Below are 22,390 nucleotides of genomic sequence, written 5' to 3'. Positions count from 1 at the left end.
TGTCTCACCAGGCTAGACGGCTCATGATCCAATTCGGCGTGCGGCTCTGCGAGCCGGCCAGCGCGTAGATCGCTGTCGGCGTATCGGGCGCCCATGCCAGCGCCTCCCTGTGCACGCCTGAGGTGAGGAGCAGCGTCAGCATCCCGGCGGCCCTCGCGCCAGCGATATCGTGATCAAGGGAATCGCCGACCATCAGAACGCGCTTTGGATCGGGCCGGCCCAATCGTTCCAGCGCCGCATCAAAGATCGGCGCGTGCGGCTTGCCGACATATCTCACGTGGCCGCCAAGTGTCTCATAGAATTTCGCCAAGGCTCCTGGTGCCGGAATCAATCGGTCTGCGCTGAACATGGTCAGGTCAGGATTGGCGCAGAGCATCGGCAGCCGGCGTGTCGCAGCCGAGATCAGGACGTTGCGCCAGTGCTTTGGTTCGGCGACGGCATCGTCAAGGCCGCCCAGCAGAATGAACTCGGCCTTCCGTACGTCGGTCGCGACCGCGAGATCGAGTCCATCAATGATGGAATGATCGCCGCCGCGCGTAATGACCAAACAAGAGCGGCCGAGACCGGCGAACGGCTCGCGGTCTCGCGCGTACAGACCGCTCCAGGTCACTTCGCCCGACGTCAGAATGCCATCATAGGCGGCTGGCGGCAGCCCGAGTTGCTCCAGCCGCTCTTCATTGCTGCGTGCACGCTTGCCGGAGTTGGAGAGCACCAGCACGCGCTTGCCAGCGCTTCTGAGTCTTGCCACGCAGTCGCGCGCCGGCGGAAAGACGGGGCCGCCCTCGTGCAGCGTGCCCCATTGATCGAGCAGCACGTGGTCGAACCGGTCGGCGATCGCGCTCAGTGCTTCGATTTCGATGGTGCCGTTCCTCATGACGGACTGCCCTGCAAGGCAAGCAGCGCTGCGCCATAGCTGGCCTCGCTTTGCTCGGCGGTGACCACGGGAACGCCGAGACGGCGATGCCGGATCTGTGTCCACGCATCGTTCTTCGCGCCACCTCCGATGCTGATGACACGGCGGGGCGGCGGCGCACCGAGCCGGGCCAGTTGCTGGTATGCGAGCGCCTCGACCGATGCGATGCCCTCGAGCAGGGCCTGGAAGAAACGGTGGTCTTCCGGAGGGCGCGGCGCAATCCGCGCGGCCAGCGTCGGGTCGGCAATCGGGAACCGTTCGCCCGGCTTGGCGAGAGGATAGTAGTCGAGGCCTGTCGGCTCTTCCGGCCTCAGGAGCGGCGTCAGTCGCTCCATATCCGAGGCGGTGAAATGCGTCAGCAACGCGCCGCCGCCCGAATTGGATGCGCCGCCAGCAAGCCAGCGTTCGCCAAGCCGGTGCGAATAGACGCCCTGGTCTGCGGCAAAGATCGGTTGCGTCGCCAGCAGCTTGACCACCAGCGTCGTGCCGAGCGAGGTGACGGCATCGCCAGGCGCATCCGCCCGTGTCGCGATGAAGGCGGCGACGCCGTCGGTGGTGCCCGCCGTAACCTGGGCTGACGGTGACAGGCCGAGCGTGCCTGCAATCTCGGGAGCAATTGCCGCAAACGGGGTTCCAGGCACCAGTACCTCGGGCAGGATTTTGCGGGGGACGTCGAGTTGATCGAGCCAGACTGGCCAGGCGCGCGTGACGGGATCGTAGCCGAGCTTCAAAGCATTGTTCTCGTCACTGACGCCGTGCCGCCCGGCAAGCCGGCCGGCGATCCAGTCGGCCTGGTGCACGGCGAAACGCGCGTCGCCGGCACTGGTGCGGCCCAACAGGTGAAGCAGTTTTGCCAGCGCGCTGCTCGCACCGTGTGCGCCGCTTTCCGCGGGTGCCACGGCGGCAATGCGGGCCGCCTCGGCCTTCGCCCGCGCATCGTTATACATCAGCCCCGGCGTGCAAGGGCGGCCGGCTGCGTCGATCAAGAGCAGTGTCCCGGACGTGCCATCAACAGAGACACGCTTGACCTGGCCAAGATCGATTTTGTGGCCGAGCCTGCCGACCGCAGCCACCGTCGCCGTCCACCAGAGTTCCGGATCCTGATCGATCGCATCACCATCCTGGCGGGGCGAGGGCAGAGCGGCCGACTCCATGCCCAGAATATCGCCATGCGCATTGATGGCGCAGGCGCGGACGCCTCCGGTTCCGACGTCTAGACCAAGGAATACTCCCGTCATTCGACCTCACAACACTGCGGTGATGTTCTTTCGACTGACAACGCAATCTTCGCTCGACTGCACTGCAGCACGTCTGGGGGATTGACGTTCCAACCGGTCTCTGCAATTTTTTGCAAGATGTGAAGAAATTTGCAAGCGGGCTTTTTGGGCGTGGCGACACCTTCCGACAGGCTGCCGACGGTTGATGGCGAAGCGTCGCTCGCGACACGGGCCGCGTGGCTCTACTTCGCCGCCGGGCTGACCCAGTCCGAGGTCGCGGACCGGCTCAACATCCAGAGCACCAAGGCGCATCGGCTGATCGCGCGCGCGAGCCGCGAAGGCATGATCCGCGTGTTCGTGGAAGGGCCGGTGGCCGAATGCGTGGCGCTGGAGAACATGCTCGCTGAACGCTATGGACTCAGCTTCTGCCGTGTCGCGCCCGATCTCGGAGAGGGCGACCTGCCCCTGAAGGCGCTGGCGCTCGAAGGCGCGAGTTTCCTGCGGCAGATTCTCGAGCGCGGCGAACACAAGATAATCGGCGTCGGTCACGGCCGCACGCTCGCAGCCATGGTCGAACAACTACCGCAGACGCAGGCTCGCGGCGTGCAGTTTGTGTCGTTGCTCGGCGGCTTGACGCGGAAATTCGCGGCCAATCCGTTTGACGTGATCCATCGCCTGGCGGAGCGCACCGGCGCGGAGGCCTATCTTCTTCCCGTTCCGGTGTTCGCAAATTCGGTCGCCGACCGCGCCGTCCTGATGCAGCAGTTTGGCATTGCCGACGTCTTCGCGCTCGCTCGCAAGGCATCGCTGCTGTTCGTCGGTATCGGCCAGATCCACGCCGACGGCTTCCTGGTTTCGAGCGGCATGATCAGGCCCGACGAAGTCGTCGAACTGAAGCGCGCCGGCGCCTGCGCCGACCTGCTCGGACATTTCTTCAATGCCGATGGCGAGATGCTCGACATTGATCTCTCGGCGCGCGCCACCTCGATGGAGGCGGCGGATCTCAGGAAACATCGCATCGTCGCCATTGGCGGCGGACTGGCCAAGGTGACGGCGTTGCGTGCTGTGCTGCGCAGCGGCCTCCTGCACGGGCTCATCATCGATGAGCTGACCGCTCAGGCACTCACTACCGACAAGCCGGAGGCAACATCCGGTAAGGGCAAGAACAACAAGGCCAAAAGCAAGGGTCGCAAGGGAAAGTAAACGCGCACAATGGGAGGTTACAATGTTCGATCGCGAGAAGAATCTGTTCGATTCCTACGCCGCCAAACGCATCAGCCGGCGTGATCTGCTCGACGGCGCGACCAAGCTCGGCATCGCCGGCGTCGCCGCCAATGCCGCCTTCACGTCTGCCATGTCGCGGGCGATGGCGGCAGACTTCAACTGGAAGGCCTATAGCGGCAAGACGGTCAAGCTGCTCCTGAACAAGCATCCATACGTCGATGCCATGATCGGCGATCTCGAAGCGTTCAAGACACTCACCGGGATGAACGTCACTTACGACATCTTCCCGGAGGACGTCTATTTCGACAAGGTGACGGCGGCGCTGTCCTCGAAATCGGATCAGTACGACGCCTTCATGACCGGTGCCTATATGACCTGGACGTACGGCCCGGCCGGATGGATCGAGGATCTCAACCCCTACATCAAAGACCCCGCTAAGACCAACCCGGCCTTTGCCTGGGACGACGTGCTGCCCGGTCTGCGCGCTTCGACGGCGTGGGATGGCGTCGCGGGCTCCGAGCTCGGTTCGGGCAAGGCCAAGCAGTGGTGCATTCCTTGGGGCTACGAGCTCAACAATATTACCTACAACCGCAATATCTTCGACAAGGTCGGCGTCAAGCCGCCAAAGAACCTCGACGAGATGCTGGAGGTCGCCGCGAAGATCACCAAGGACGCAGGCGGGCCTTACGGCGTCGGCGTTCGCGGCTCACGCTCCTGGGCTACCATTCATCCGGGCTTCCTCTCGGCCTATTCGAACTTTGGCCAGAAGGACTTTGTGATGGAAGGCGGCAAGCTGAAGGCCGCGATGAACACCAAGGCCTCGAAGGAGTTTCACGAGAAATGGGTCAAGATGATCCAGACTTCCGGCCCGAAGAACTGGTCGACCTACACCTGGTATCAGGTCGGCACCGATCTCGGCGCCGGCGCCTCGGGCATGATTTTCGACGCCGATATTCTCGGCTATTTCATGAACGGCGGTGAGAACAAGGAGCGCGGCCACCTCGGCTATGCGCCGTTCGCCGCAAACCCGGCCGCCAAGGCGCCGACGCCGAATGTCTGGATCTGGTCGCTTGCGCTGTCGAGCTTCTCCAAACAGAAGGACGCAGCCTGGACATTCATGCAGTGGGCGGCCTCGACTGAGCACGATTTGTTCGGCGCCCGCAAGATGGACTTCGTCAATCCGGTGCGTACCTCGGTCTGGAAGGACTCGGAGTTCCGCGACCGCATTGCAAAGTCCTATCCGGGCTATCTCGAGCAGCACGATGTCTCCGCGCCGGGCGCCAAGATCTACTTCACGGCGCAGCCTCTGTTCTTCGATTTGACGACGGAATGGGCGGCATCGCTTCAGAAGATGGTCGCCAAGGAGGTCAGCGTCGACGAAGGTCTCGACAAGCTTGCCGACAGCATCAACCGCCAGCTCAAGCAGGCAGGTCTTGGCTGAATCTCGCGTGGGTTAGCGGCTTTCGTGGTGTCTCAATTCCTCCAGCGCCACGACAACCCGCCGGTTCGGGCGCCTACCCGTTCCGAGCCGGCGGTGTTGCAGCGAAGATGTGAGCTCGTATCATCATGAGCATGGTCCAACTCCTTCAGACAAATGCGCTTCCGCGGCGCACCACGAGGCTGCGCGGCCGGGTCCTGCCTTATGTGCTGAGCCTGCCGGCTCTGCTGGTCTGCATCGCGATTCTCGTGCCCTTCGTGACGGCGGCGGTGTATTCGCTTCAGCGCTACCGGCTGAATCTACCTTACTTGCGCGGCTTCATCGGGGTCGACAATTACATCGATTTCCTTTCGGACCCCGCCTTCTGGAATACGTTGCGCATCTCGCTGGTCTATACCGCGGCGACGGTGATTCTGGAGCTTCTGTTCGGCCTCGGCATCGCGCTGTTGCTGCGGCGCCCGACGCGCTTTCACAATGCGGTGTCGATCGTGCTGTTGCTGCCGTTGATGACGGCACCGGCCATCGCCTCGCTGATGTGGAAGCTGATGACCAATCCGAGCTTCGGCATCCTCTCTTATCTGGTCGGCCTATTCGGCCTGCATGATTTCAAATGGGCGTCCGACCCGTCGACTGCGCTGTTCACGGTGGTTCTGGTCGATGTCTGGGTCTACACGCCGTTCATCATGATCCTGCTGCTCGCCGGGCTGCGCTCGCTGCCGCGTCAGCCGTTCGAGGCGGCAGCGCTCGATGGTGTGCCGGCGAGCTTCGTGTTCTTCCGCATCACGCTGCCGATGCTCGCGCCCTATATCATCACGGCCTCGCTGTTCCGCCTGCTCGACTCCATTCAGCAGTTCGACATCATCTACGCGATGACGCAAGGCGGGCCGGGCGATCGGCTGATGGTGTTTCAGGTTCAGGCCTATCTGGAGTTCTTCCAGTACACAAATGTCGGCCGCTCGGCGGCGCTGTTGATGATCCTCTGGTTGATCACCAACATTCTGTCGAACATCTTCATCAAGAACTGGCTGCGGCTGCGGGCCCGCGCCCATGGCCACGCGTAAGGCAGGAGGCGACGATGGATCACTCCAGTCTCGCAGGTCGCATCTTCCGGAGCGTTGCGCTTGCGCTGGTGCTCGTCTTCTTCATGTTCCCGATCGTCTGGATCTTCCTGATGTCGTTCCAGACCAACGAGCAGATCTTGCGGATCCCGCCGCGCATCCTGTTCGAGCCGACGCTTGCCAACTATGAGGCGCTGATCTCGGGCCAACTCCGCACCGCGGCGGGAAATCTCGAAATCTCGTTCATGCGCAATCTCATGAACAGCTTCGTGCTGTCGAGCGCGGCGGTGCTGTTGGCCTTGCTCCTCGGCGTGCCGGCGGCCTATGCCTTTGCCCGGTTCAAGTTTCGCCTCGGCGAGACCATCGCCTTCACGCTGCTGTCGTTTCGCTTTGCGCCGCCCTTGCTCGTGCTCTTGCCGCTGTCGCTCTACTACCAGCAGCTTGGGCTCAACGACACCTATTTCGGCATCGTCTGGGTCTATCAGCTCATCGCGCTGCCGTTGATCCTGTGGATCGTGCGGGGCTACTTCGAGGACATCAGCCCGGACATCGAGCACGCCTACCGGCTTGCCGGACATTCCTGGCGCGAGGCCTTTACGCGGATTGCGGTGCCGCTCGCCGGGCCAGGCATCGCGGCAGCGGCCCTTCTGTCCTTCATCTTCTGCTGGAATAATTTCGTGTTCGCGCTGATCCTGGCATCGGCCGACAAGCAGCCGGTGACCGTTGGCGCGCTCGCCTTCGTCACGGCGTCCGGCATCCAGTATGGTCAGATCGCGGCTGCGATCGTGCTCTCGGTGACGCCGACGTTGCTGCTCGCGCTCTATGCGCAGCGTTATCTGGTCGAGGGTCTATCGCTCGGCGCGGTGAAGGGCTGACAGCATGGCTCGTCTCGAACTCAGCGCCGTCAGCAAGGCATTCGGTCCGGTTCGCTGCGCCGATAGCATCTCACTGGCAGTCGAGCCCGGCGAAATCGTCGCGGTCTTCGGACCCTCGGGGAGCGGCAAGACCGTGCTGCTGCGCATGATCGCGGGCATGTTCGAGCCTGATGACGGGGATATTTTGGTCGGTGGTCATTCGATCGTGGGCGCCGCGCCCGAGCGGCGCGGGATCGGCATGGCTTTCCAGAACTTTGCCCTGTTTCCGCACATGAGTGCGCAGGATAACATCGCAAGCGGCTTGCGTGCCAGGGCGGGCGCCGGAGAGGTGGCCAGCCGGGTCAAGTCGATCAGCCGGCTCCTGAAGATCGAGCATGTATTGGGCCACATGCCCCGCGAATTGTCGAACGGGCAGAAGCAGCGCACGGCGCTCGCGCGTGCGCTGGTCGGAAACCCGGATGTCTTGTTGCTGGACGATCCGCTCCGCAACGTCGACGCCAAGCTCCGCTACGAGATGCGGCTCGAACTACCAAACCTGCTGCGCCGCAGCTCCGCCGCGGTGCTCTATGTCACTCAGGACTATCGCGAGGCGATGGCGATCGCGGACCGGATAGCGGTCATCATCGGTGGGAATCTGGCGCAGGTCGCAAGACCCGAAGAGATCTATGCCCGGCCGGCATCGGTTGCAGTTGCTCGCCTGTTCGGCGATCCCAGCATCAATCTCGCCGAAGTCGTGCCCGTGGTCGATCAGGGGTATCTGATGGGCGAAATTGGCGGGGCCCGGATTCGGCTCGGGTCGCTTGATAACCAGCCGGCGGATCACGCTCCGTGCTGGCTGGGCGTTCGGCCCGACGATCTAGCGGTCCTCCGGTCGGCAAGTGAAGACGCCATTCCGGCGCGTGTTGTCGCGGTCACGCCGATGCATGAGCGGGCCGTGCTGCTGTTGCGTTTCGCCGACGGCACTGAATGGCTTGCGGCGCGGCCGCAGGATGCGCCGATTGCCAGTGCCGATGATGGCGTGTTCGTCCGCTTTGCGCCGGAAGCGGCGCTCCTGTTCGATCGCGCGACCGGACTTCGGGTCGGTCTGTCGCATCGGCGGCAGGCGGCGTGAAGGGGCACACGACCATGGGCATGCTCGAAATCCGGAATGTCGACAAGGTGTATCGCAGCCGCGGCAAGCCACCGGTACATGCCGTGCGCGCGCTCGACATGGAGGTGAAGAAGGGCGAGATCGTCGCGCTGCTGGGCTCCTCCGGCTGTGGCAAGACCTCGACGTTGCGCATGATCGCGGGCTTCGAGAGTGTCACCTCGGGATCAATCGCGCTGTCGCAGCGGCGGATCGACGAGCTGGCGCCCGCCAAGCGAAAGGTGGCAATGGCCTTTGAAGGCTATTCGCTCTATCCGCCCCTGAGCATTCGCGAGAACATTGCCTTTGCGCTCAAGGCGCAGCAGCTCCCGCATCGCGAGGTGAAGCGCCGTGTCGATGCGATCGCGCGGCTGGTCGAGATCGAGGATATTCTCGACAGCTTCCCGCGTTCCATCTCGGGCGGCCAGCAGCAGCGCGTGTCGCTGGCCCGGGCGCTGGTGCGCGATGCCGATCTCTATCTGCTCGATGAGCCGATGGGCCAGCTCGAGCCGCAGCTTCGCGCCGTACTACGCGGGCGGATCAAGGGCCTCCTGGCCGAGCGCGGCATGACGGCGATCTTCGTCACCCATGACCAGACCGAAGCGAGCGCGCTGGCCGATCGTATTGCCGTCATGGAGGACGGCGTTCTCCAGCAATTTGCAAACGAGAAAGAGCTGAAGAACCGCCCCGCCAACCTGTTCGTCGCGAGCTTTATCGGCGAGCCGCCGATGAACCTGCTGGACACGGACGTGGCGCGGGTCGACGGCGGTTTCCGCCTCTCGATAGGTTCGGATATGGCATTCCAGATTCCGGGCGATACACTCGACCAGGTCGCGAGGTCGACGCTCGAGCAGAGCAAGCGCGTCCGGGTTGGTATTCGTCCGCAAAGGATAGCCGTCGGAGCCGGCGATCTGCGTGTGCGCGTCGTGTCCAATCAATGGCTCGGCGACCAATCCCATATTGCCGGCGAATGCGCGGGCCATCTCTTGATTGCCGTGACCGCGAACCGGATTGGGGCGCGGCCCGGCAACGTCGTGCCGTTTGCGCTGGAACCCCGCTACCTGCATATCTTCGGCACTGAGGGTACCTGCATTCGCCATGCGGAGGGCGCCTGACCATGCGCACCACGTCTCGCCGCGACGTGATCATCGGCATCGATGCCGGCACCTCTCTGATCAAGACCGTGGCGTTCACGCGCGATGGGCAGCAACTCGGCGACGTCGCGCTGCCTAACAGCTACAGCACGGCTGCCGGCGGACGCGTTGAACAGGACATGTCGCGGACCTGGAACGACACTGTGACGGCGGTGCGCGGTCTCGTTGCGGCCGTGCCTGATCTCGCGACGCGCCTCGCCGCGATCGCAGTCACCGGGCAGGGCGACGGCACATGGCTGATCGACGATGACGGCCGTCCGGTCGCACCCGCGCTGCTGTGGCTGGATTCGCGTGCCGCCGGCATCGTCGAGGAAATCCGCGCCAGCGAGTGTAACGCGGCGCTCTATCGGCGGACCGGCTCTGGGCTCAACGCCTGCCAGCAGGGACCGCAACTGGCCTGGCTCCAGGCGCATGCGTCAGAGGCTTTATCTCGCGCGCGGACTGCGTTTCATTGCAAGGACTGGCTCTACTTCCTGCTCACCGGCCAGCGCGCGACTGATCCATCGGAGGCAACGTTCTCCTGTGGCGACTTTCGCAAGCGCGGTTTCGATGCGGAGACCGCGCGCCTGATCGGCATCGCCGATTGCATCGCCCTGTTTCCCGACGTCGTCGACGGGATCGGAACAACCCATCCGCTCAGCCCCGCCGCCGCGATGGAGACCGGACTGCCGCAAGGCGTGCCGGTCTCGCTTGGCTATGTCGACGTGATCTGCAACGCGCTGGGGGCGGGCCTCTACGATCCGGCGCCCGATGTCGGCTGCACCATCATCGGGTCGACGGGCATGCATATGCGGCTGGCCGAGAGCCCCGATGCGGTGACGCTGAATGCCGAAGCGACGGGCTACACCATGCCGTTCCCTGTTCCCGGTCACTATGCCCAGATGCAGTCCAACATGGCGGCGACGCTGAACATCGACTGGCTGCTCGATCTTGCCCGCGACCTGCTGGCCGCGGAAGGCATCGTCCGCTCGCGCGCCGATCTGATCGGCCGGCTCGACGAGCGAGTCCTCGAGGCGCGCCCGGGCGACTTGCTGTTTCATCCCTTCATCTCCGATGCCGGCGAGCGCGGGCCTTTCATTGCGCATGAGGCCTGTGCGCAGTTCCTTGGCCTGCGCACCCGCCACGGCTATTGGGACCTGATGCGCGCCGTGATGGAGGGGCTCGCGTTTGCCGCTCGCGATTGCTATGCGGCGATGGGCGCGCTGCCGGGCAACGTGCGGATTACCGGCGGCGCCGCGCGAAGCCGGGCACTCTGCGCCATCCTGGGAGCTGCGCTTGAAAGCAATGTTCAGGTCTGTAGCCGTGGCGAAGCCGGCGCCGCAGGTGCAGCCATGATCGCCGCTGTCGCAACCGGACTCTATCCGGACATGATGGCCTGTGCGGAGGACTGGGTGAGACCACATTTGAACGCGCCACAACGGCCCGATGCGGCCTTGGCCGCGCACTATGGACGGATGTTTCCCGCCTATCTCGACGCAAGGCTCGCCGCCCGGCCGGTGTGGAAGCGGCTTGCGGCGCTGCGCACGGAGGCCGGCCATGTCTAAGGCCATCGCCATCGTCGGTGACCGCTTCATGCTACCGTCGGTGTTCGCCGAACGGATCACCGCGGCCTGTGGCGAGGGCATTGAGATCCGTATTCTGGAACAGCCCTGGCCGGATGAGCCGATGGAGCACGGCTATGCCGACACGAAGGTCGATGGCCTGAAGGAGTTCATGGGGGATCCGGACGAAGTCGCGGATTTCATCGGCGATGCGTCGTTGTTGGTGACGCACCTCGCGCCCATTTCACGATCGATGCTTGAACGGTTGCCGAACCTGAAGTTCATCGCAGTGTCGCGCGGCGGCCCGGTCAATATCGACATGCAGGCCGCGCGCGATCACGGGGTCATCGTCGTCAACACCCCCGGCCGCAACGCCAGTGCGGTCGCCGAATTCACGATCGGTGCCATTCTGGTCGAGACGCGGCTGATCCGCAGCGGACATGAATCCTTGCGCGGCGGCGAATGGCGCGGCGATCTCTACCGCGCAGACCGCACCGGTCGCGAGCTCGGCGAGATGACGGTCGGTATCGTCGGCTATGGTGCCATCGGCAGCCGCGTGGTGAAGCTGCTCAAGGCTTTCGGCTGCAAGATCCTGGTGGCGGACCCCTACGTCCAGCTCAGCGCGCAGGACCGCAATGACGGCGTCGAACATGTCGGGCTCGCGGACCTCCTCGCGCGCGCCGACGTGATCAGCCTGCATGCGCGGGTGACCGGCGAGACCACTGGCTTCATCGATCGCGATGCGCTCGCGCGGGTCAAGCCTGATGCGTTCCTGATCAATACTGCCCGTGGTCCCCTGGTCGACTACCAGGCGCTCTATGACGCGTTGTCCTCAGGCCGGCTTGCGGGCGCCATGCTGGATACTTTCGCGATCGAGCCGGCGCCGCCGGACTGGCCGCTGTTGCAGTTGCCGAACGTAACGCTGACGCCGCACATCGCCGGCGCATCGTTGCGCACCGTCACCATTGCCGCCGACCAGGCGGCGGAGGAGGTTCGGCGGTATCTCGCCGGCGAGCCGCCGCTCAATCCGTGCTGAAGACGAAAGGTGATTTGAGATGACCCGCGAAGAACGGCAATTGCGCGAGGCGATCATTGCCAAGTGTCGATGGATGAATGCGTCTGGTCTGAACCAGGGGACATCGGGGAACATCTCCGCGCGCTACAAGAACAGGATGCTGATCACGCCGTCGGCCACGCCTTACGACGCGATGAAACCCGAGATGATCGCCGCGATGCCGCTCGAAGGCGAATATGGTTCGTGGGAGGGGCCGTTGCAGCCGTCGACCGAATGGCGCTTCCACCTCGACATCATGCGGGGCCGACCGGATGTCGGCAGCGTCGTTCACACCCATTCGACCTACGCCACCGTGCTCGCGATCGCGCGCAAGCCGATTCCAGCCTGTCACTACATGATGGCGGCGTTCGGCGGCCATGACATCCGCTGCGCCGGCTACGCGCGTTACGGCACGGCAGAATTGTCGGAGCTCGCACTCGCAGCGCTCGAAGGTCGCAACGGCTGCCTCCTCGCCAATCACGGCATGATTGCCGTCGGTGCCAATCTCGACAAGGCGATGTGGCTCGCCGTCGAGCTCGAGACCATCGCGCGGCAGTATTATCTCTCGCTCGCGCTGGGCTCGCCGCACATCCTCACCGAAACAGAGATTGCCGAGACGGCAAGAGGGTTCTCGACCTACGGATTGCAGCCGCCAAAGGCGAAGCCCGTGAGGGCGCGCACCACGGCGAAGGCCGCAGCCGGCCGGCGCGTTGAGAAGAAACGCAGCAGGACGCGATGACGGGAACTGCGCCGGGCACGGGCAGGGATCACGGGTTGGTCGATATCGCCGTTATCGGCGGTGGCATCAATGGCGCCGGCATTGCCCGTGATGCGGCCGGGCGCGGCCTGAAGGTGCTCTTGTGCGAGAAGGGCGACTTTGCCGAAGGAACGTCATCGCGCTCTGGCAAGCTCGTGCATGGTGGGCTGCGCTACCTCGAATATTACGAGTTTCGCCTGGTGCGCGAGGCCTTGATCGAGCGCGAGGTGCTGCTCGCGTCCGCGCCGCACATCATCTGGCCGATGCGTTTCGTGCTGCCGCATTCGCCGGAACAACGGCCGGCCTGGCTGGTTCGCACCGGCCTGTTTCTGTATGATCATCTCGGCGGTCGCAAGCGCCTGCCGCCGAGCCGCGGCCTCGATCTCGCGCATGCGCCTGAGGGCGCGCCGCTGCGCGCAGAATTCCGTCGCGGCTTCGAATACTCGGATTGCTGGGTCGACGATGCGCGGCTCGTGATCCTCAATCTGGTCGACGCCGCACGCAACCGCGCGATCATCCTGCCGCGCACCCGGGCAATATGCGCGCGGCGAGAAACGGACGCATGGTGTCTGGAGATGCAGGGCGAAGATGGCAGTGCGCAGAGCGTCCGTGCGCGGGCGCTGGTTAATGCGGCGGGGCCGTGGGTTCAGGACGTGGTCCAGGGCGTCGCCGGACTGAACTCGTCGTATAATGTGCGGCTCGTCAAGGGAAGTCACGTTGTGGTGCCAAAATTCTGGAGCGGGTCGCAGGCCTATCTGCTGCAGAACGAGGACCGGCGCGTCATCTTCGTCAACCCTTACGAGAGCGATCTGGCGCTGATCGGCACGACAGACATTTCCTATGACGGCCGCGCGGAAGACGTCGCGATCGACGAGAGCGAGATTGCGTATCTGCTCGGGGTGCTGCGCCGGTACTTTCGTGCGCCGCCGGACGAGCGGGAAATCGTCCATGCATTTTCCGGCGTCCGGCCGCTTTACGACGACAATGCCGAGAATCCGTCGGCGGTGACGCGCGACTATGTGTTCGAGGTTCACGGCGGGCAGGGCGTGCCGCCGTTGCTGTCGATCTTCGGCGGCAAGATCACGACCTACCGCCGGCTCGCAGAACACGCGTTGCAACGTCTGGAGCCATGGTTTCCGAAGATGTCGACGGCCTGGACTGCGGGTCAGCCGCTGCCGGGCGGCGATATCGGGGGCAGTTTCGATGCCTTCATCGTCGAGCTGGCGCGCGAATATCCCGATCTTCCGCGCAGGCTGGTCCATCACTATGCGCGTCTCTATGGCACGCGTGCACGCGAATTGGTCGGAACGGCGCGCGTCTCCACCGATCTCGGACGCCATTTCGGCGGAAATTTCTATGAGTGCGAAGCCGCGTTCCTGCGCGAGAAGGAGTGGGCTAGGGGTCCTGAGGACTTCCTGGACCGGCGCACGAAGCATGGTTTGCATCTGACGGCGCCGCAACGGGACGCTTTCGCGCGTTCCATCTGAGATCACCGCCACGACCAGTCGGGGGCGTCGGTAGAGCGAGGCGAATCGGACGCGCGCGTATCGCGCGGGCGTTCGGTGCCGCGCCGGCAGGAGGCTAACGGCGTGCCGCTGACCTGGCTTGCCAACGAGCTTTCGTGCACGGGCATCGGGATGAAGGCTGGGCAGATGATCAGCACGGGCACGCTGACGGGCATTCTGCGGCCGAAGGCAGGAGAGACTTTCGTTGGCGACTTCGGACCGTTTGGAAGTGTCAGTGCCACCTAGCCCCGTGGGTTGAAGCTGCGATGTTGATCGTTTTCGTCAGAAGTAGGGGGCGAACTTCAGAATAACGTCGCAAGGGGAGGGCTTTCGCGCGCGACTTAAGAGCTAATGGTGCTCGTCCCGGCAGCGCTTCGCTCGATTGATCAGGAGAGGCTCTGCTTGTTGCCGTGAGAACAAGAAATGGCGTCGGAGCTCGAGTTGTTCCCCATAATCCTACGATGCGGCCGCCGCGGGCGATCACCAGCCGCGCGACAACGTGCCCGGGACCTTCAATCCGCTATTCCCGAACGGCTACCATTTCACGCTCGCGGGCTATCGGCCCGCCAATAGACTGAATAGATATTGGCCGTAGGTGTTGCCCTTGAAGTCAGCGGCGAGTCCTTCGAGCTGACTGTCGTCGATCCAACCCTGTCGCCAGGCGATCTCCTCGGGCGAGGCGATCTTCAGGCCCTGGCGCGCTTCGACTGTCGCCATGAACTCTGAAGCTTGCAGCAGACTTTCCGGGCTGCCCGTATCAAGCCAGGCGAAGCCGCGGCCCAACTTTTCGACCATGAGCCGGCCTTGGCGCAAATAATGATTGTTGACATCCGTGATCTCGAGCTCGCCTCGTGGCGAGGGCTTGAGCGTAGCAGCGATGTCGGCAACCTGCTCGTCGTAGAAGTAGAGTCCGGTCACTGCAAAATTTGAGGGCGGATTCTTCGGCTTCTCAATGATGGCGCGCACGCCGCCATCTGGATCGAAATCGACCACGCCGTACTGGCTCGGCTCGCGCACCCAGTACGCAAATGTGACGGCACCGACGTTGCTTGTAGCCGCGCGCCGCAACTGGGACGATGAAAATGCTCCATCCTGCACCGTCTCCCAGTAGGGCTTGAAACTGCAGCGTTTCGTGGGAATGCGTGATGAGCAGGATCTCACGGATGCCGCCAGCATCAGCGTGGTCAGCGGATAGTAGATCATCGGCTTGTCGTACACGGCCAGGAGCTGCTTGCTCACGCCCCGCGTAATCGGCCACAGTCGACTTCCGGTGCCCCCAGCGAGGATGATCCCCTTCATGCCGCCACCTCTAAAAGCGGGGTCTACAATGTGTGATGGTCCGACAATCGCCACAGAATCTCGCGGGCGACGAGCCTCGCCCCAGGGCGGAGCCGAGAAAGCTGGCATCGCTGGTCACACGCTTTCCGGACGACTGCTTCCGGGAGCGTTCGTCACCGATCACGAGATGATCAGCCTGGAAGCGCATCACGGGGATCATGAATGCCAACCCAAAGTGAACCGCACCGCGAGCCAACGATCCTTGCCGCCAAACCTTCTCGTCAACTTTGCTGAGCGCCACAAAGGATTAGTTCGTTAGGATCGATCCCGCGAAGCATCGCGTGCGCCCGGCGCAGGACCTCGGCAGTACTATCCACCGCTCAGGTGCGTCGAAAGAGAAAGCCCAACACCTGTGATGCTTCCGGTGCCTTTCGATAATGTTGACGATCAGTGCCGAAGGCGAGGAACTCACGCTGCAGAATGAATCCGGAGCCTGTCACCTGCCTCAAGAATTCGTCATAATTGAAGACCCATGAAATGTAATCGGCTTCCAGGCCGTGGCGCTGCGGTCGCTGAACGACCACGAAGCTCCGCGCCTTGTGCACCACAGGCACACTCATGACGAATAGCCAACTTTCTGCGGCATCGGCGAGCTGGCGGACGACAGCTTGCCAATTGGGAGCATACTGCAAAGAGTTGTTTGCCATCACCAGGTCGTAGCGGCGGCGGAAACAATCATCGGACGAGGTAAAGGATACCTCCGGCAGCAGTGCGCGGCCGCCCGTACAGAGATCGGCCCGCTCTTTCACCGTGAAATCGAGGGCGACCTCCGGCAGAAATGCGTTGCCGACGGCCGCATAGTGACCCAACGCACCGCCCCAATCGAGAACGGAAAGCCGTGTCTTACGATGGGCCGCCCGTGCCAGGACGTAGCCGTAAGTCATCAGGACATTATGGGCCTTGAAGTCCGGCAGGTCAGTAAACCAGGGCGAGAAAGCAAGGGGCTCTGTGCCGTCGACGGCTCGCTTGTAGGGCTCCCAATTGTCTAGCATGCTTCGAAGGACAGTAGAATCATCCCAGCCGAAGCTCCTGCGGTCGTCCTGCGGCCAATGATCGGCAACGTATTCCCACTCTGCGCCGCCCACCTGGGATGCCATCCTGGCAACGATCGGCGGCAACAGGAGGCGCGCTATCCCGCGCGCGCCGACAGCTCGAGACCAGATCGCGCGCTTATAGGCATGGACGAGAACTCTCGCCCGCGATCTTAGAGCCGGAAACACGGTGGCTGGCGCGTCGGTCGGCTTCACGGTCGCTTGCTCCCGGGATGTCGGACGACAGGGGCATCGCTTGAGAGCGCAAACGATCTCACAACTGAGAGCGCAAACGATCTCACAACACATGCTGCCACAAGTCTGCGGCGGGACAATGTCCTAAGCTCGGTGCGCCGATGAAGTGGTGGTCCAGCACCGCCCCGCGAAAGATTGAAACGCATGCCTTGGGAATTCGAGACTAGCCCAAACGCCTCTCCGGGTGGCCTGATGAGCAGTCTCTTGCTGGAGGCAACTCGAGATAGCTTCACGACGATCCCGTCGACTGAGTCTGTATCTCTCATGGCTATTGTCGTGACTGGCGGTGCCGGCTTCATAGGTTCCACCCTAGTGCGCTCGCTCATCAGCGAGGGGGACCGCGTTATCACGGTCGACAAGTTAACTTACGCCGGCAATCTGTCAAACTTAGCGCCGATTGCTGGGAGCCAGTTGCACACTTTCGTTCGAGCCGACATTTGCGATCGAGCGGCCGTGCGGGCCATATTTGCAGAGTATCGGCCGCGTGCAGTTTACCATTTTGCCGCGGAGAGCCATGTTGACCGCTCGATCGATACGCCTGCCGCGTTCATCGAGACCAATGTCGTCGGCACTCTGACATTGCTTGAGGCCGCACTCGACTATTGGCGCAGCCTTGATGCGAGGAGCCGCGCTTCCTTTCGATTCCTTCAGGTTTCGACCGACGAGGTCTACGGCGAGCTCGGCGTTAGCGGCGAGTTCAGCGAGACGAGTCCCTATCGGCCAAACTCGCCGTATGCGGCGAGCAAGGCGAGCGCGGACCATCTCGCCCGAGCTTGGTGCCGTACATATGGCTTGCCTATTCTTCTTTCAAATTGTTCCAACAACTATGGGCCATATCAATTTCCCGAGAAAATGATCCCGCTTATGATTCTGAAGGCGCTCGGGGGCAACGAGATGCCCGTCTATGGAAAGGGTCTCAACGTGCGGGATTGGCTGCACGTCGAAGACCATTCTGTAGCGCTGCGTCTGATCGTTCGCGCGGGACGGGTTGGCGAGACCTATTTGATCGGTGGTCGCGCGCAGGCTCGCAACATCGACATTGTGCGTGCCATTTGTCACTTGCTGGATGTGCGGCGGCCTGCGGGTAAACCGCACGATCGGCTGATCACGTTTGTCGCGGACCGTCCGGGCCACGACGCACGTTACGCGATTGATCCGCGCAAGCTCGAAATGGAGTTGGGCTGGCGGCCCATGTATGATCTCCAGCGTGGCCTAGCCGCAACCGTCGATTGGTACTTGGAGAACCAAGATTGGTGTCATCGCGCGTCCACAAGCTATCAACAGGAGCGGCTGGGGCTTGGCCGGGGCGTGGGATGACGGGCGGTAGAGATAATCTTGGCTGGCGGTACGCGGGCGCGGCTTTGGCCTATTGCACGAGGCGACCGCTTGCGAGAATGGCGGCAATGCCGACTGGTCGCGGTCGCCGATTCTCTACAAAACGAGTAAGATCCAAAGGTGCAAGATCAGTCAATCTCTTGCACCTGCGCCAGTACACCCGAGATGACCTGTGAAACTGCAACATCAGCTAGCTCCGGATAAATCGGAAGGCTCAAGACTTCGGAAGCCGCACGCTCGCTCTCTCTGAGACCCGCTGGACCGATGGCGACACGACCTTCATAAGCCGGCTGGAGGTGGACTGGAATCGGATAGTGGATGTTCGTCGCAATCCCCAAGCGCCGCAACGATGAACGCAGGATCTGACGATGCGTTGAACGGACGACGTATTGGTGGAAGACATGAGTCGAGCCGCTGTGCCGTGCCGGGAGGCCGAGCCCACTTTGCTTCAAGCCGAAATCGTAGGCCGCAGCGATCGCTTGGCGACGTGCATTGTCGGCCTCCAATGTCCCTAGCTTCACGTTCAGTACGGCTGCTTGCAACTCGTCCAATCGAGAGTTCACGCCTGCGATGTCGCTGACGTAACGCGTGCGCCAGCCATACTCCCGCAGCATTCGAACGTTCTCCGCCAGCTTCTTGTCTGCCGTAACTACAGCGCCCCCGTCGCCGAACGCGCCCAAGTTCTTTGTGGGATAAAAACTGAAAGCCGCCATATCACCAAAGGTTCCAAGGCGCCGTGTCCCGAGCGTGGCGCCGTGGCATTGAGCGCAGTCTTCAATCACACGCACGCCGCATCGGCGCGCCAAATCGACAATTGCTTCGAGATGGCCGCATTGCCCATAGAGGTGAACCGGAATGACGGCCGAGATGCGTCCCACCGGTTGGGCCAGGGCATCCGCGAACGCTTGAACATCGAGCGTATAAGTTGCAGGGTCGATATCAATCAGCAGCGGTCGGGCACCTGTCAATTCGATTGCCGCCACCGTGGCAACGGCTGTGTGCGACGGCACCGCGACGTAGTCGCCGGCGCCGACGCCAATTGCCCGGAGTGCCAGGACCAGCGCGTCGGTGCCGCTCGCGACCCCAACCGAAAACTGGCAGCCGATATAGGTTGCGAATGCTTCTTCAAAGGCCGCGACCTCATTGCCCAAAATGTACCAGCCGCTGGTCAGCACACGTGAGATCGCGGCATCAATTGCCGATTGCCTCACAAGGTAGGACGCTCTCGGGTCGCTCTGTGGGATTGCCAGGTCAGACATAGTGCGCCAGATGTTCTCGAAAATAGGTTAGGGAGCGGGTAAGCCCCTCACGAATCCCTACGGCCGGTCTCCAACCGGTCGTGCCACGAAAAAGGTTATCGTCGGCCACATAGTCGCCAATGTCGATACGCTGGCGCTCGGGCGGGAAGCTGCGCACCACGAAGCGGCCGCCGCCGTTTGCGGAGACGAGGAGATCGCCAAGTTCGCTTAGTGTGAGAGCTTCGTCACCGCCAAGATTGAAGATACGACCCTTGGCATTAGGGCGCGCGGCGGCCAAGAGGAGGGCGTCCACCGCATCGTCCACATATGTGAAGTCGCGGCGCTGCTCACCTCCCCAAACCTCAAAGGGTTGACCCTCCAGCACCCGACGTAGCCAGATGCCAATAAACGTCTGCCGCGCATCTTTGATGCGCATGCGCGGTCCGTAGGTATTTGTGAGGCGCAATACAGTCGTGCGTATACCGTAAACGTTGTGATAGAGGATATGGTAGAGGTCACCGGCCAGCTTGTTCACACCGTTCACGTCAGGCGGCCTCGTGGGATGCTTTTCGTCCACTGGAAGATAGTCGGGCTTCCCATAGACTTGACGTGTGCTCGCAAAGACCACAATCACCCCTGGATTGACCATTCGACAGCTTTCCAAGAGCGCGAGTTGGGCGCGGCAGTTGACGTCGAGGTCAGTGATGGGATCGGCCATCGACTCAAGATGGCCTGTCTGGCCTGCCAAATTGAATAAATAATCGCATCCGGGCAGCAAGCCACCGAGTTTTGGTACGTCACGAACATCGATCATCTCCACACGCAGTCGGTCCTGAATTGGTGCGATGTTGTGAAGATTGGCGCCAGAAGTCGGAGCAAGACTGTCTACAAGCGTCACTTCGCTGCCCAACTTGACAAGACGCGCGGCCAGGGTCGAGCCAATGAAGCCAAGACCACCCGTTATCATCACGCGCGCGCCGCCGAAGGCGAACTTGAGATCGGGAGTGGGCGACGCTTGCGTTATCATTGTATCTCAATCCAGCGAGATTGCGTCTTGCAATTCGGCGCCATCCGGGACGTGGATTTGGAATCCGGAGTGGCGATAATCTCCGATACCGTGAAGCCAATTGATTGCGCGGCGAGGTCATTCGTCTTATCGATCAGCTTTGTTGGCGAGTGTTTTTCAGCGATCAAGCTTGCGCATGTGATTGGCCGGAGGCGAGTAGCGCCCAAGGACTGGGGCGTCGCTGATAGCAATACGGTCTGTGTCGTGGTTGAACTCCTCGTGCGGCCGCTCGATCGCCTCATTGTGCATGCTTGGTGACCAATTCGAACGAAGGAAGTTGGTCCAAGAGGAACGAATAGTCCGTTCTGCCCAACTGCCGAGGGCAGCATCATCACGACAACAAACTGGTCAGCTCCCATACTAAATATCCTTCGTTCCGGGTCTTAGCCGCGCGAAAAGCCTGATTTCATGAGCCGAGCACTGCAGGTGATCAATAATCATAATCCTACAACCCTATCATGAGCGGCAGGATACATCGCCGGGTCGACCACCCGGTCCCTCGCGTATCTCGTCTCGTCCACCAGATCCTTCATGTACCGATATCCGTAGACGAACCACATCAGGGACGCGATCTTGATCGAGAAGAACGAATAACTGACGAGCAGGTTCAGAGGAATGAAGATCATGATCCCATGGACATAGCTGCGCGACGCCGCGGTCCAGTTAGGCGCGAACAGGCAGATCGCGAGCCAGATGACAACTACGCCGATCAGCGACTGCGAAAGGATGAAATAGACGATGCCGTTATCCGCAACGCTCTCGGCTGTTGCAGCATTGAGGCCCATCAGTCCGAGGACATCGAGCTGGGAAAGTGCGTCGATCGTGCTGGTAATGCGGCCGCTAAAATTATCGGACACTTGGCCGTTACTGAACGTCCAAACATATCCTGCCGCGAGAAACAGAATGACCGGCAGGTAGCTGACCGACCAGCGGCCCGTGACGTTGCGGAGAACCCCCACGAGAACGATGACCAGGATCGAGATTGCCGCGAGCCTGCCGTCGCAAGCGACGAGAAGGAAGAATGTCGAGCCGATGAGGTAGAGCTTGACCAGGATGTTCATCTCATACCAGCTGGCAACGATGAGGGCCGCCGCGATGGCGCAATAATTGCCGAGAGAAACCGGCTCCAGGAAAACCGAAGAGACACGATGCCACTCGACAAAACTGAAGAATCGTGTGCCGGGGCGCGTCGCGCTCACGAATAAGGTCGATCCGGTGTTCCAGAACGATTGGGCGCTAAAATCCCGCGTATTGATGTAGTAGCTCAGAATTTTGAAAAGCTCTGCGTAGGCGTACGGACTTACCACTTCAAAAACGGCAACGGTGACAATGATGGTATGAAGGGTCAGAAACGGCAGCGCAAAGCTATTCCCCTGATAGGTCATTCCCAGCATGATGAATATCGGTATAACCAGGACGTCTCTTACGTATTTCGCGTTGAACGCGCCGTTTCCGGCAGAAATGAGCAGACCCGTCGAAACGATGAATAGAGCCAACAACAGCCATGGCCACATCTTCCGGTCGGCGTAAGATACAATGATCGCGATGGCGCCAGCGTAGATGGTGACTTCGGCCAGGACAACATGGACGCGCGCAAGCGCTACGACATGACCGTTGACGATTGAAAGGATCGCATTAAAGCAGACCGCACAGACCAGGACAGATGCTGCGAGGGCTGAACTCATGTTGAGCGCTTTGCGACGTACGGTCGCCCTCACGAGGCGGCTCGGATGGCACACCGAACTATAGGTCATTTCGCGGGTTTCGGCCAGAGCCGCGCATGCCGCAAAATCCGCACCGACCGAGAAAGCAACTGTGTTTTTCGTGACCAGTTGACCTGCCGAGTGGCGGTATCACTCCTGCGCGGCCACGATGCTCGTGAATCAATGAGGACTGCCGCTTTGATGTCGAGGTACTCGGGCAGGATATGTAGGCCTGCACCGCGTATTCCGTCTCCGTGAACCGGATCGTGCCGGCGGGCTTCGCTCGTGGAACTTGGGAGTGATTCTTGGGAATGGCCGTTCGCAGGCCGGAGTGTTCGCGAAGCCTGGGGGAGCAAACGTGCACTACAAAATCGTTCAGTGGTCCAGAAGGACTACTTCTTGAGTAGACCATCTCATTCTGAAAATGCCTTCTTCCGCGGCGAGCCAGATTGATGCTTCGTATGAGATCATAGTTGCTGACGACGGATCGACGGTCGGCACACCGAGTTGGTGAAAAAGGCGGCCCGCAATTGCGCCGCCGCGAGCGGGCGAATGCCGTCTC

At 61.9% G+C, this 22,390-nt stretch carries 20 protein-coding genes and 1 pseudogene; 14 read left to right on the top strand and 7 right to left on the bottom strand.

The genetic code is table 11. From position 1 onward, the window contains the following. Positions 1-4: 4 nt before the first annotated feature. Positions 5-874 carry a TIGR01459 family HAD-type hydrolase gene (locus MTR72_RS36035; protein ID WP_280964661.1) on the bottom strand — a complete coding sequence of 290 codons (870 nt, stop codon included), beginning with the start codon at positions 872-874 and terminating at the stop codon, positions 5-7. Then, on the bottom strand, positions 871-2,151 hold the full coding sequence (locus MTR72_RS36030) for an FGGY-family carbohydrate kinase (protein WP_341512024.1): 1,281 nt from the start codon (positions 2,149-2,151) through the stop codon (positions 871-873). The genes MTR72_RS36035 and MTR72_RS36030 overlap by 4 nt, the downstream gene beginning before the upstream one ends. A gap of 150 nt (positions 2,152-2,301) precedes the next feature. On the opposite strand from MTR72_RS36030, the gene MTR72_RS36025 reads away from it, so the two are divergent. The 12 genes and pseudogenes from MTR72_RS36025 to MTR72_RS40625 all read left to right on the top strand — a co-directional run. Next, positions 2,302-3,333, top strand: coding sequence for a sugar-binding transcriptional regulator (locus MTR72_RS36025; RefSeq protein WP_280964659.1), 1,032 nt, complete (start codon positions 2,302-2,304; stop codon positions 3,331-3,333). 22 nt (positions 3,334-3,355) lie between these two features. Beyond that, on the top strand, positions 3,356-4,795 hold the full coding sequence (locus MTR72_RS36020) for an extracellular solute-binding protein (protein WP_280964658.1): 1,440 nt from the start codon (positions 3,356-3,358) through the stop codon (positions 4,793-4,795). Between the two features lie 131 nt (positions 4,796-4,926). Further along, on the top strand, positions 4,927-5,853 hold the full coding sequence (locus MTR72_RS36015) for a carbohydrate ABC transporter permease (RefSeq protein WP_445819675.1): 927 nt from the start codon (positions 4,927-4,929) through the stop codon (positions 5,851-5,853). Between the two features lie 14 nt (positions 5,854-5,867). Then, entirely contained in the window at positions 5,868-6,725 is an 858-nt protein-coding gene (locus tag MTR72_RS36010; RefSeq protein WP_280964656.1) for a carbohydrate ABC transporter permease, read from the top strand. Between the two features lie 4 nt (positions 6,726-6,729). Further along, on the top strand, positions 6,730-7,836 hold the full coding sequence (locus MTR72_RS36005) for an ABC transporter ATP-binding protein (protein WP_341512023.1): 1,107 nt from the start codon (positions 6,730-6,732) through the stop codon (positions 7,834-7,836). Positions 7,837-7,856: 20 nt separating this feature from the next. Then, positions 7,857-8,966, top strand: coding sequence for an ABC transporter ATP-binding protein (locus MTR72_RS36000; protein ID WP_280971020.1), 1,110 nt, complete (start codon positions 7,857-7,859; stop codon positions 8,964-8,966). A gap of 2 nt (positions 8,967-8,968) precedes the next feature. Beyond that, positions 8,969-10,549: an FGGY-family carbohydrate kinase gene (locus MTR72_RS35995; protein ID WP_280964654.1), complete on the top strand. Its 1,581-nt coding sequence runs from the start codon at positions 8,969-8,971 to the stop codon at positions 10,547-10,549. Next, on the top strand, positions 10,542-11,582 hold the full coding sequence (locus MTR72_RS35990) for a 2-hydroxyacid dehydrogenase (RefSeq protein ID WP_280964653.1): 1,041 nt from the start codon (positions 10,542-10,544) through the stop codon (positions 11,580-11,582). The genes MTR72_RS35995 and MTR72_RS35990 overlap by 8 nt, the downstream gene beginning before the upstream one ends. A gap of 19 nt (positions 11,583-11,601) precedes the next feature. Continuing rightward, on the top strand, positions 11,602-12,339 hold the full coding sequence (locus MTR72_RS35985) for a class II aldolase/adducin family protein (protein ID WP_280964652.1): 738 nt from the start codon (positions 11,602-11,604) through the stop codon (positions 12,337-12,339). Next, complete coding sequence (locus tag MTR72_RS35980; RefSeq protein WP_280964651.1) at positions 12,336-13,844, top strand: glycerol-3-phosphate dehydrogenase; 1,509 nt, start codon at positions 12,336-12,338, stop codon at positions 13,842-13,844. The genes MTR72_RS35985 and MTR72_RS35980 overlap by 4 nt, the downstream gene beginning before the upstream one ends. 102 nt (positions 13,845-13,946) lie before the next feature. Continuing rightward, a complete protein-coding gene (locus MTR72_RS35975) occupies positions 13,947-14,108 on the top strand; it encodes a hypothetical protein (protein WP_280964650.1) in 162 nt (53 codons plus the stop codon). 220 nt (positions 14,109-14,328) lie between these two features. Then, positions 14,329-14,421: pseudogene (locus MTR72_RS40625) on the top strand (alginate export family protein); the annotation flags it as partial. Here MTR72_RS40625 and MTR72_RS35965 read toward each other — a convergent pair. Together MTR72_RS35965 and MTR72_RS35960 are read right to left on the bottom strand one after the other, a co-directional pair. Beyond that, positions 14,418-15,161: a sugar nucleotidyltransferase gene (locus MTR72_RS35965; protein ID WP_445819674.1), complete on the bottom strand. Its 744-nt coding sequence runs from the start codon at positions 15,159-15,161 to the stop codon at positions 14,418-14,420. The pseudogene MTR72_RS40625 and the gene MTR72_RS35965 sit on opposite strands and share 4 nt — an antisense overlap. 359 nt (positions 15,162-15,520) lie before the next feature. Then, positions 15,521-16,447 carry a hypothetical protein gene (locus MTR72_RS35960; RefSeq protein ID WP_280964649.1) on the bottom strand — a complete coding sequence of 309 codons (927 nt, stop codon included), beginning with the start codon at positions 16,445-16,447 and terminating at the stop codon, positions 15,521-15,523. Between the two features lie 303 nt (positions 16,448-16,750). Here MTR72_RS35960 and rfbB point away from each other — a divergent pair, with 303 nt between their 5' ends. Next, positions 16,751-17,803 carry a dTDP-glucose 4,6-dehydratase gene (rfbB, locus tag MTR72_RS35955; RefSeq protein WP_280971019.1) on the top strand — a complete coding sequence of 351 codons (1,053 nt, stop codon included), beginning with the start codon at positions 16,751-16,753 and terminating at the stop codon, positions 17,801-17,803. Positions 17,804-17,949: 146 nt separating this feature from the next. Here rfbB and MTR72_RS35950 read toward each other — a convergent pair whose 3' ends face one another. After that, on the bottom strand, positions 17,950-19,080 hold the full coding sequence (locus MTR72_RS35950) for a DegT/DnrJ/EryC1/StrS family aminotransferase (protein ID WP_280971372.1): 1,131 nt from the start codon (positions 19,078-19,080) through the stop codon (positions 17,950-17,952). After that, entirely contained in the window at positions 19,073-20,086 is a 1,014-nt protein-coding gene (locus MTR72_RS35945) for an NAD-dependent epimerase/dehydratase family protein (protein WP_341512021.1), read from the bottom strand. The genes MTR72_RS35950 and MTR72_RS35945 overlap by 8 nt, the downstream gene beginning before the upstream one ends. A gap of 27 nt (positions 20,087-20,113) precedes the next feature. Here MTR72_RS35945 and MTR72_RS35940 point away from each other — a divergent pair, with 27 nt between their 5' ends. Then, on the top strand, positions 20,114-20,383 hold the full coding sequence (locus MTR72_RS35940; protein WP_280964646.1) for a hypothetical protein: 270 nt from the start codon (positions 20,114-20,116) through the stop codon (positions 20,381-20,383). A 179-nt stretch (positions 20,384-20,562) separates the two neighbouring features. Here MTR72_RS35940 and MTR72_RS35935 read toward each other — a convergent pair whose 3' ends face one another. Next, a complete protein-coding gene (locus MTR72_RS35935; RefSeq protein ID WP_280964645.1) occupies positions 20,563-21,810 on the bottom strand; it encodes a hypothetical protein in 1,248 nt (415 codons plus the stop codon). Between the last annotated feature and the right edge of the window lie 580 nt (positions 21,811-22,390).

Source organism: Bradyrhizobium sp. ISRA442, assembly GCF_038085055.1.
Lineage (GTDB): Bacteria > Pseudomonadota > Alphaproteobacteria > Rhizobiales > Xanthobacteraceae > Bradyrhizobium.
This window is presented reverse-complemented; position numbering and strand designations above follow the sequence as displayed.

What these genes read in the sequence shown, in the direction of transcription:
- MTR72_RS36035 (WP_280964661.1), bottom strand. Translation starts at nt 874, where the DNA reads ATGAGGAACGGCACCATCGAAATCGAAGCACTGAGCGCGATCGCCGAC.
- MTR72_RS36030 (WP_341512024.1), bottom strand. Translation starts at nt 2,151, where the DNA reads ATGACGGGAGTATTCCTTGGTCTAGACGTCGGAACCGGAGGCGTCCGC.
- MTR72_RS36020 (WP_280964658.1), top strand. Translation starts at nt 3,356, where the DNA reads ATGTTCGATCGCGAGAAGAATCTGTTCGATTCCTACGCCGCCAAACGC.
- MTR72_RS36015 (WP_445819675.1), top strand. Translation starts at nt 4,927, where the DNA reads ATGGTCCAACTCCTTCAGACAAATGCGCTTCCGCGGCGCACCACGAGG.
- MTR72_RS36010 (WP_280964656.1), top strand. Translation starts at nt 5,868, where the DNA reads ATGGATCACTCCAGTCTCGCAGGTCGCATCTTCCGGAGCGTTGCGCTT.
- MTR72_RS36005 (WP_341512023.1), top strand. Translation starts at nt 6,730, where the DNA reads ATGGCTCGTCTCGAACTCAGCGCCGTCAGCAAGGCATTCGGTCCGGTT.
- MTR72_RS36000 (WP_280971020.1), top strand. Translation starts at nt 7,857, where the DNA reads ATGCTCGAAATCCGGAATGTCGACAAGGTGTATCGCAGCCGCGGCAAG.
- MTR72_RS35995 (WP_280964654.1), top strand. Translation starts at nt 8,969, where the DNA reads ATGCGCACCACGTCTCGCCGCGACGTGATCATCGGCATCGATGCCGGC.
- MTR72_RS35990 (WP_280964653.1), top strand. Translation starts at nt 10,542, where the DNA reads ATGTCTAAGGCCATCGCCATCGTCGGTGACCGCTTCATGCTACCGTCG.
- MTR72_RS35985 (WP_280964652.1), top strand. Translation starts at nt 11,602, where the DNA reads ATGACCCGCGAAGAACGGCAATTGCGCGAGGCGATCATTGCCAAGTGT.
- MTR72_RS35980 (WP_280964651.1), top strand. Translation starts at nt 12,336, where the DNA reads ATGACGGGAACTGCGCCGGGCACGGGCAGGGATCACGGGTTGGTCGAT.
- MTR72_RS35965 (WP_445819674.1), bottom strand. Translation starts at nt 15,161, where the DNA reads ATGAAGGGGATCATCCTCGCTGGGGGCACCGGAAGTCGACTGTGGCCG.
- rfbB (WP_280971019.1), top strand. Translation starts at nt 16,751, where the DNA reads ATGGCTATTGTCGTGACTGGCGGTGCCGGCTTCATAGGTTCCACCCTA.
- MTR72_RS35950 (WP_280971372.1), bottom strand. Translation starts at nt 19,080, where the DNA reads ATGTCTGACCTGGCAATCCCACAGAGCGACCCGAGAGCGTCCTACCTT.
- MTR72_RS35945 (WP_341512021.1), bottom strand. Translation starts at nt 20,086, where the DNA reads ATGATAACGCAAGCGTCGCCCACTCCCGATCTCAAGTTCGCCTTCGGC.
- MTR72_RS35935 (WP_280964645.1), bottom strand. Translation starts at nt 21,810, where the DNA reads ATGAGTTCAGCCCTCGCAGCATCTGTCCTGGTCTGTGCGGTCTGCTTT.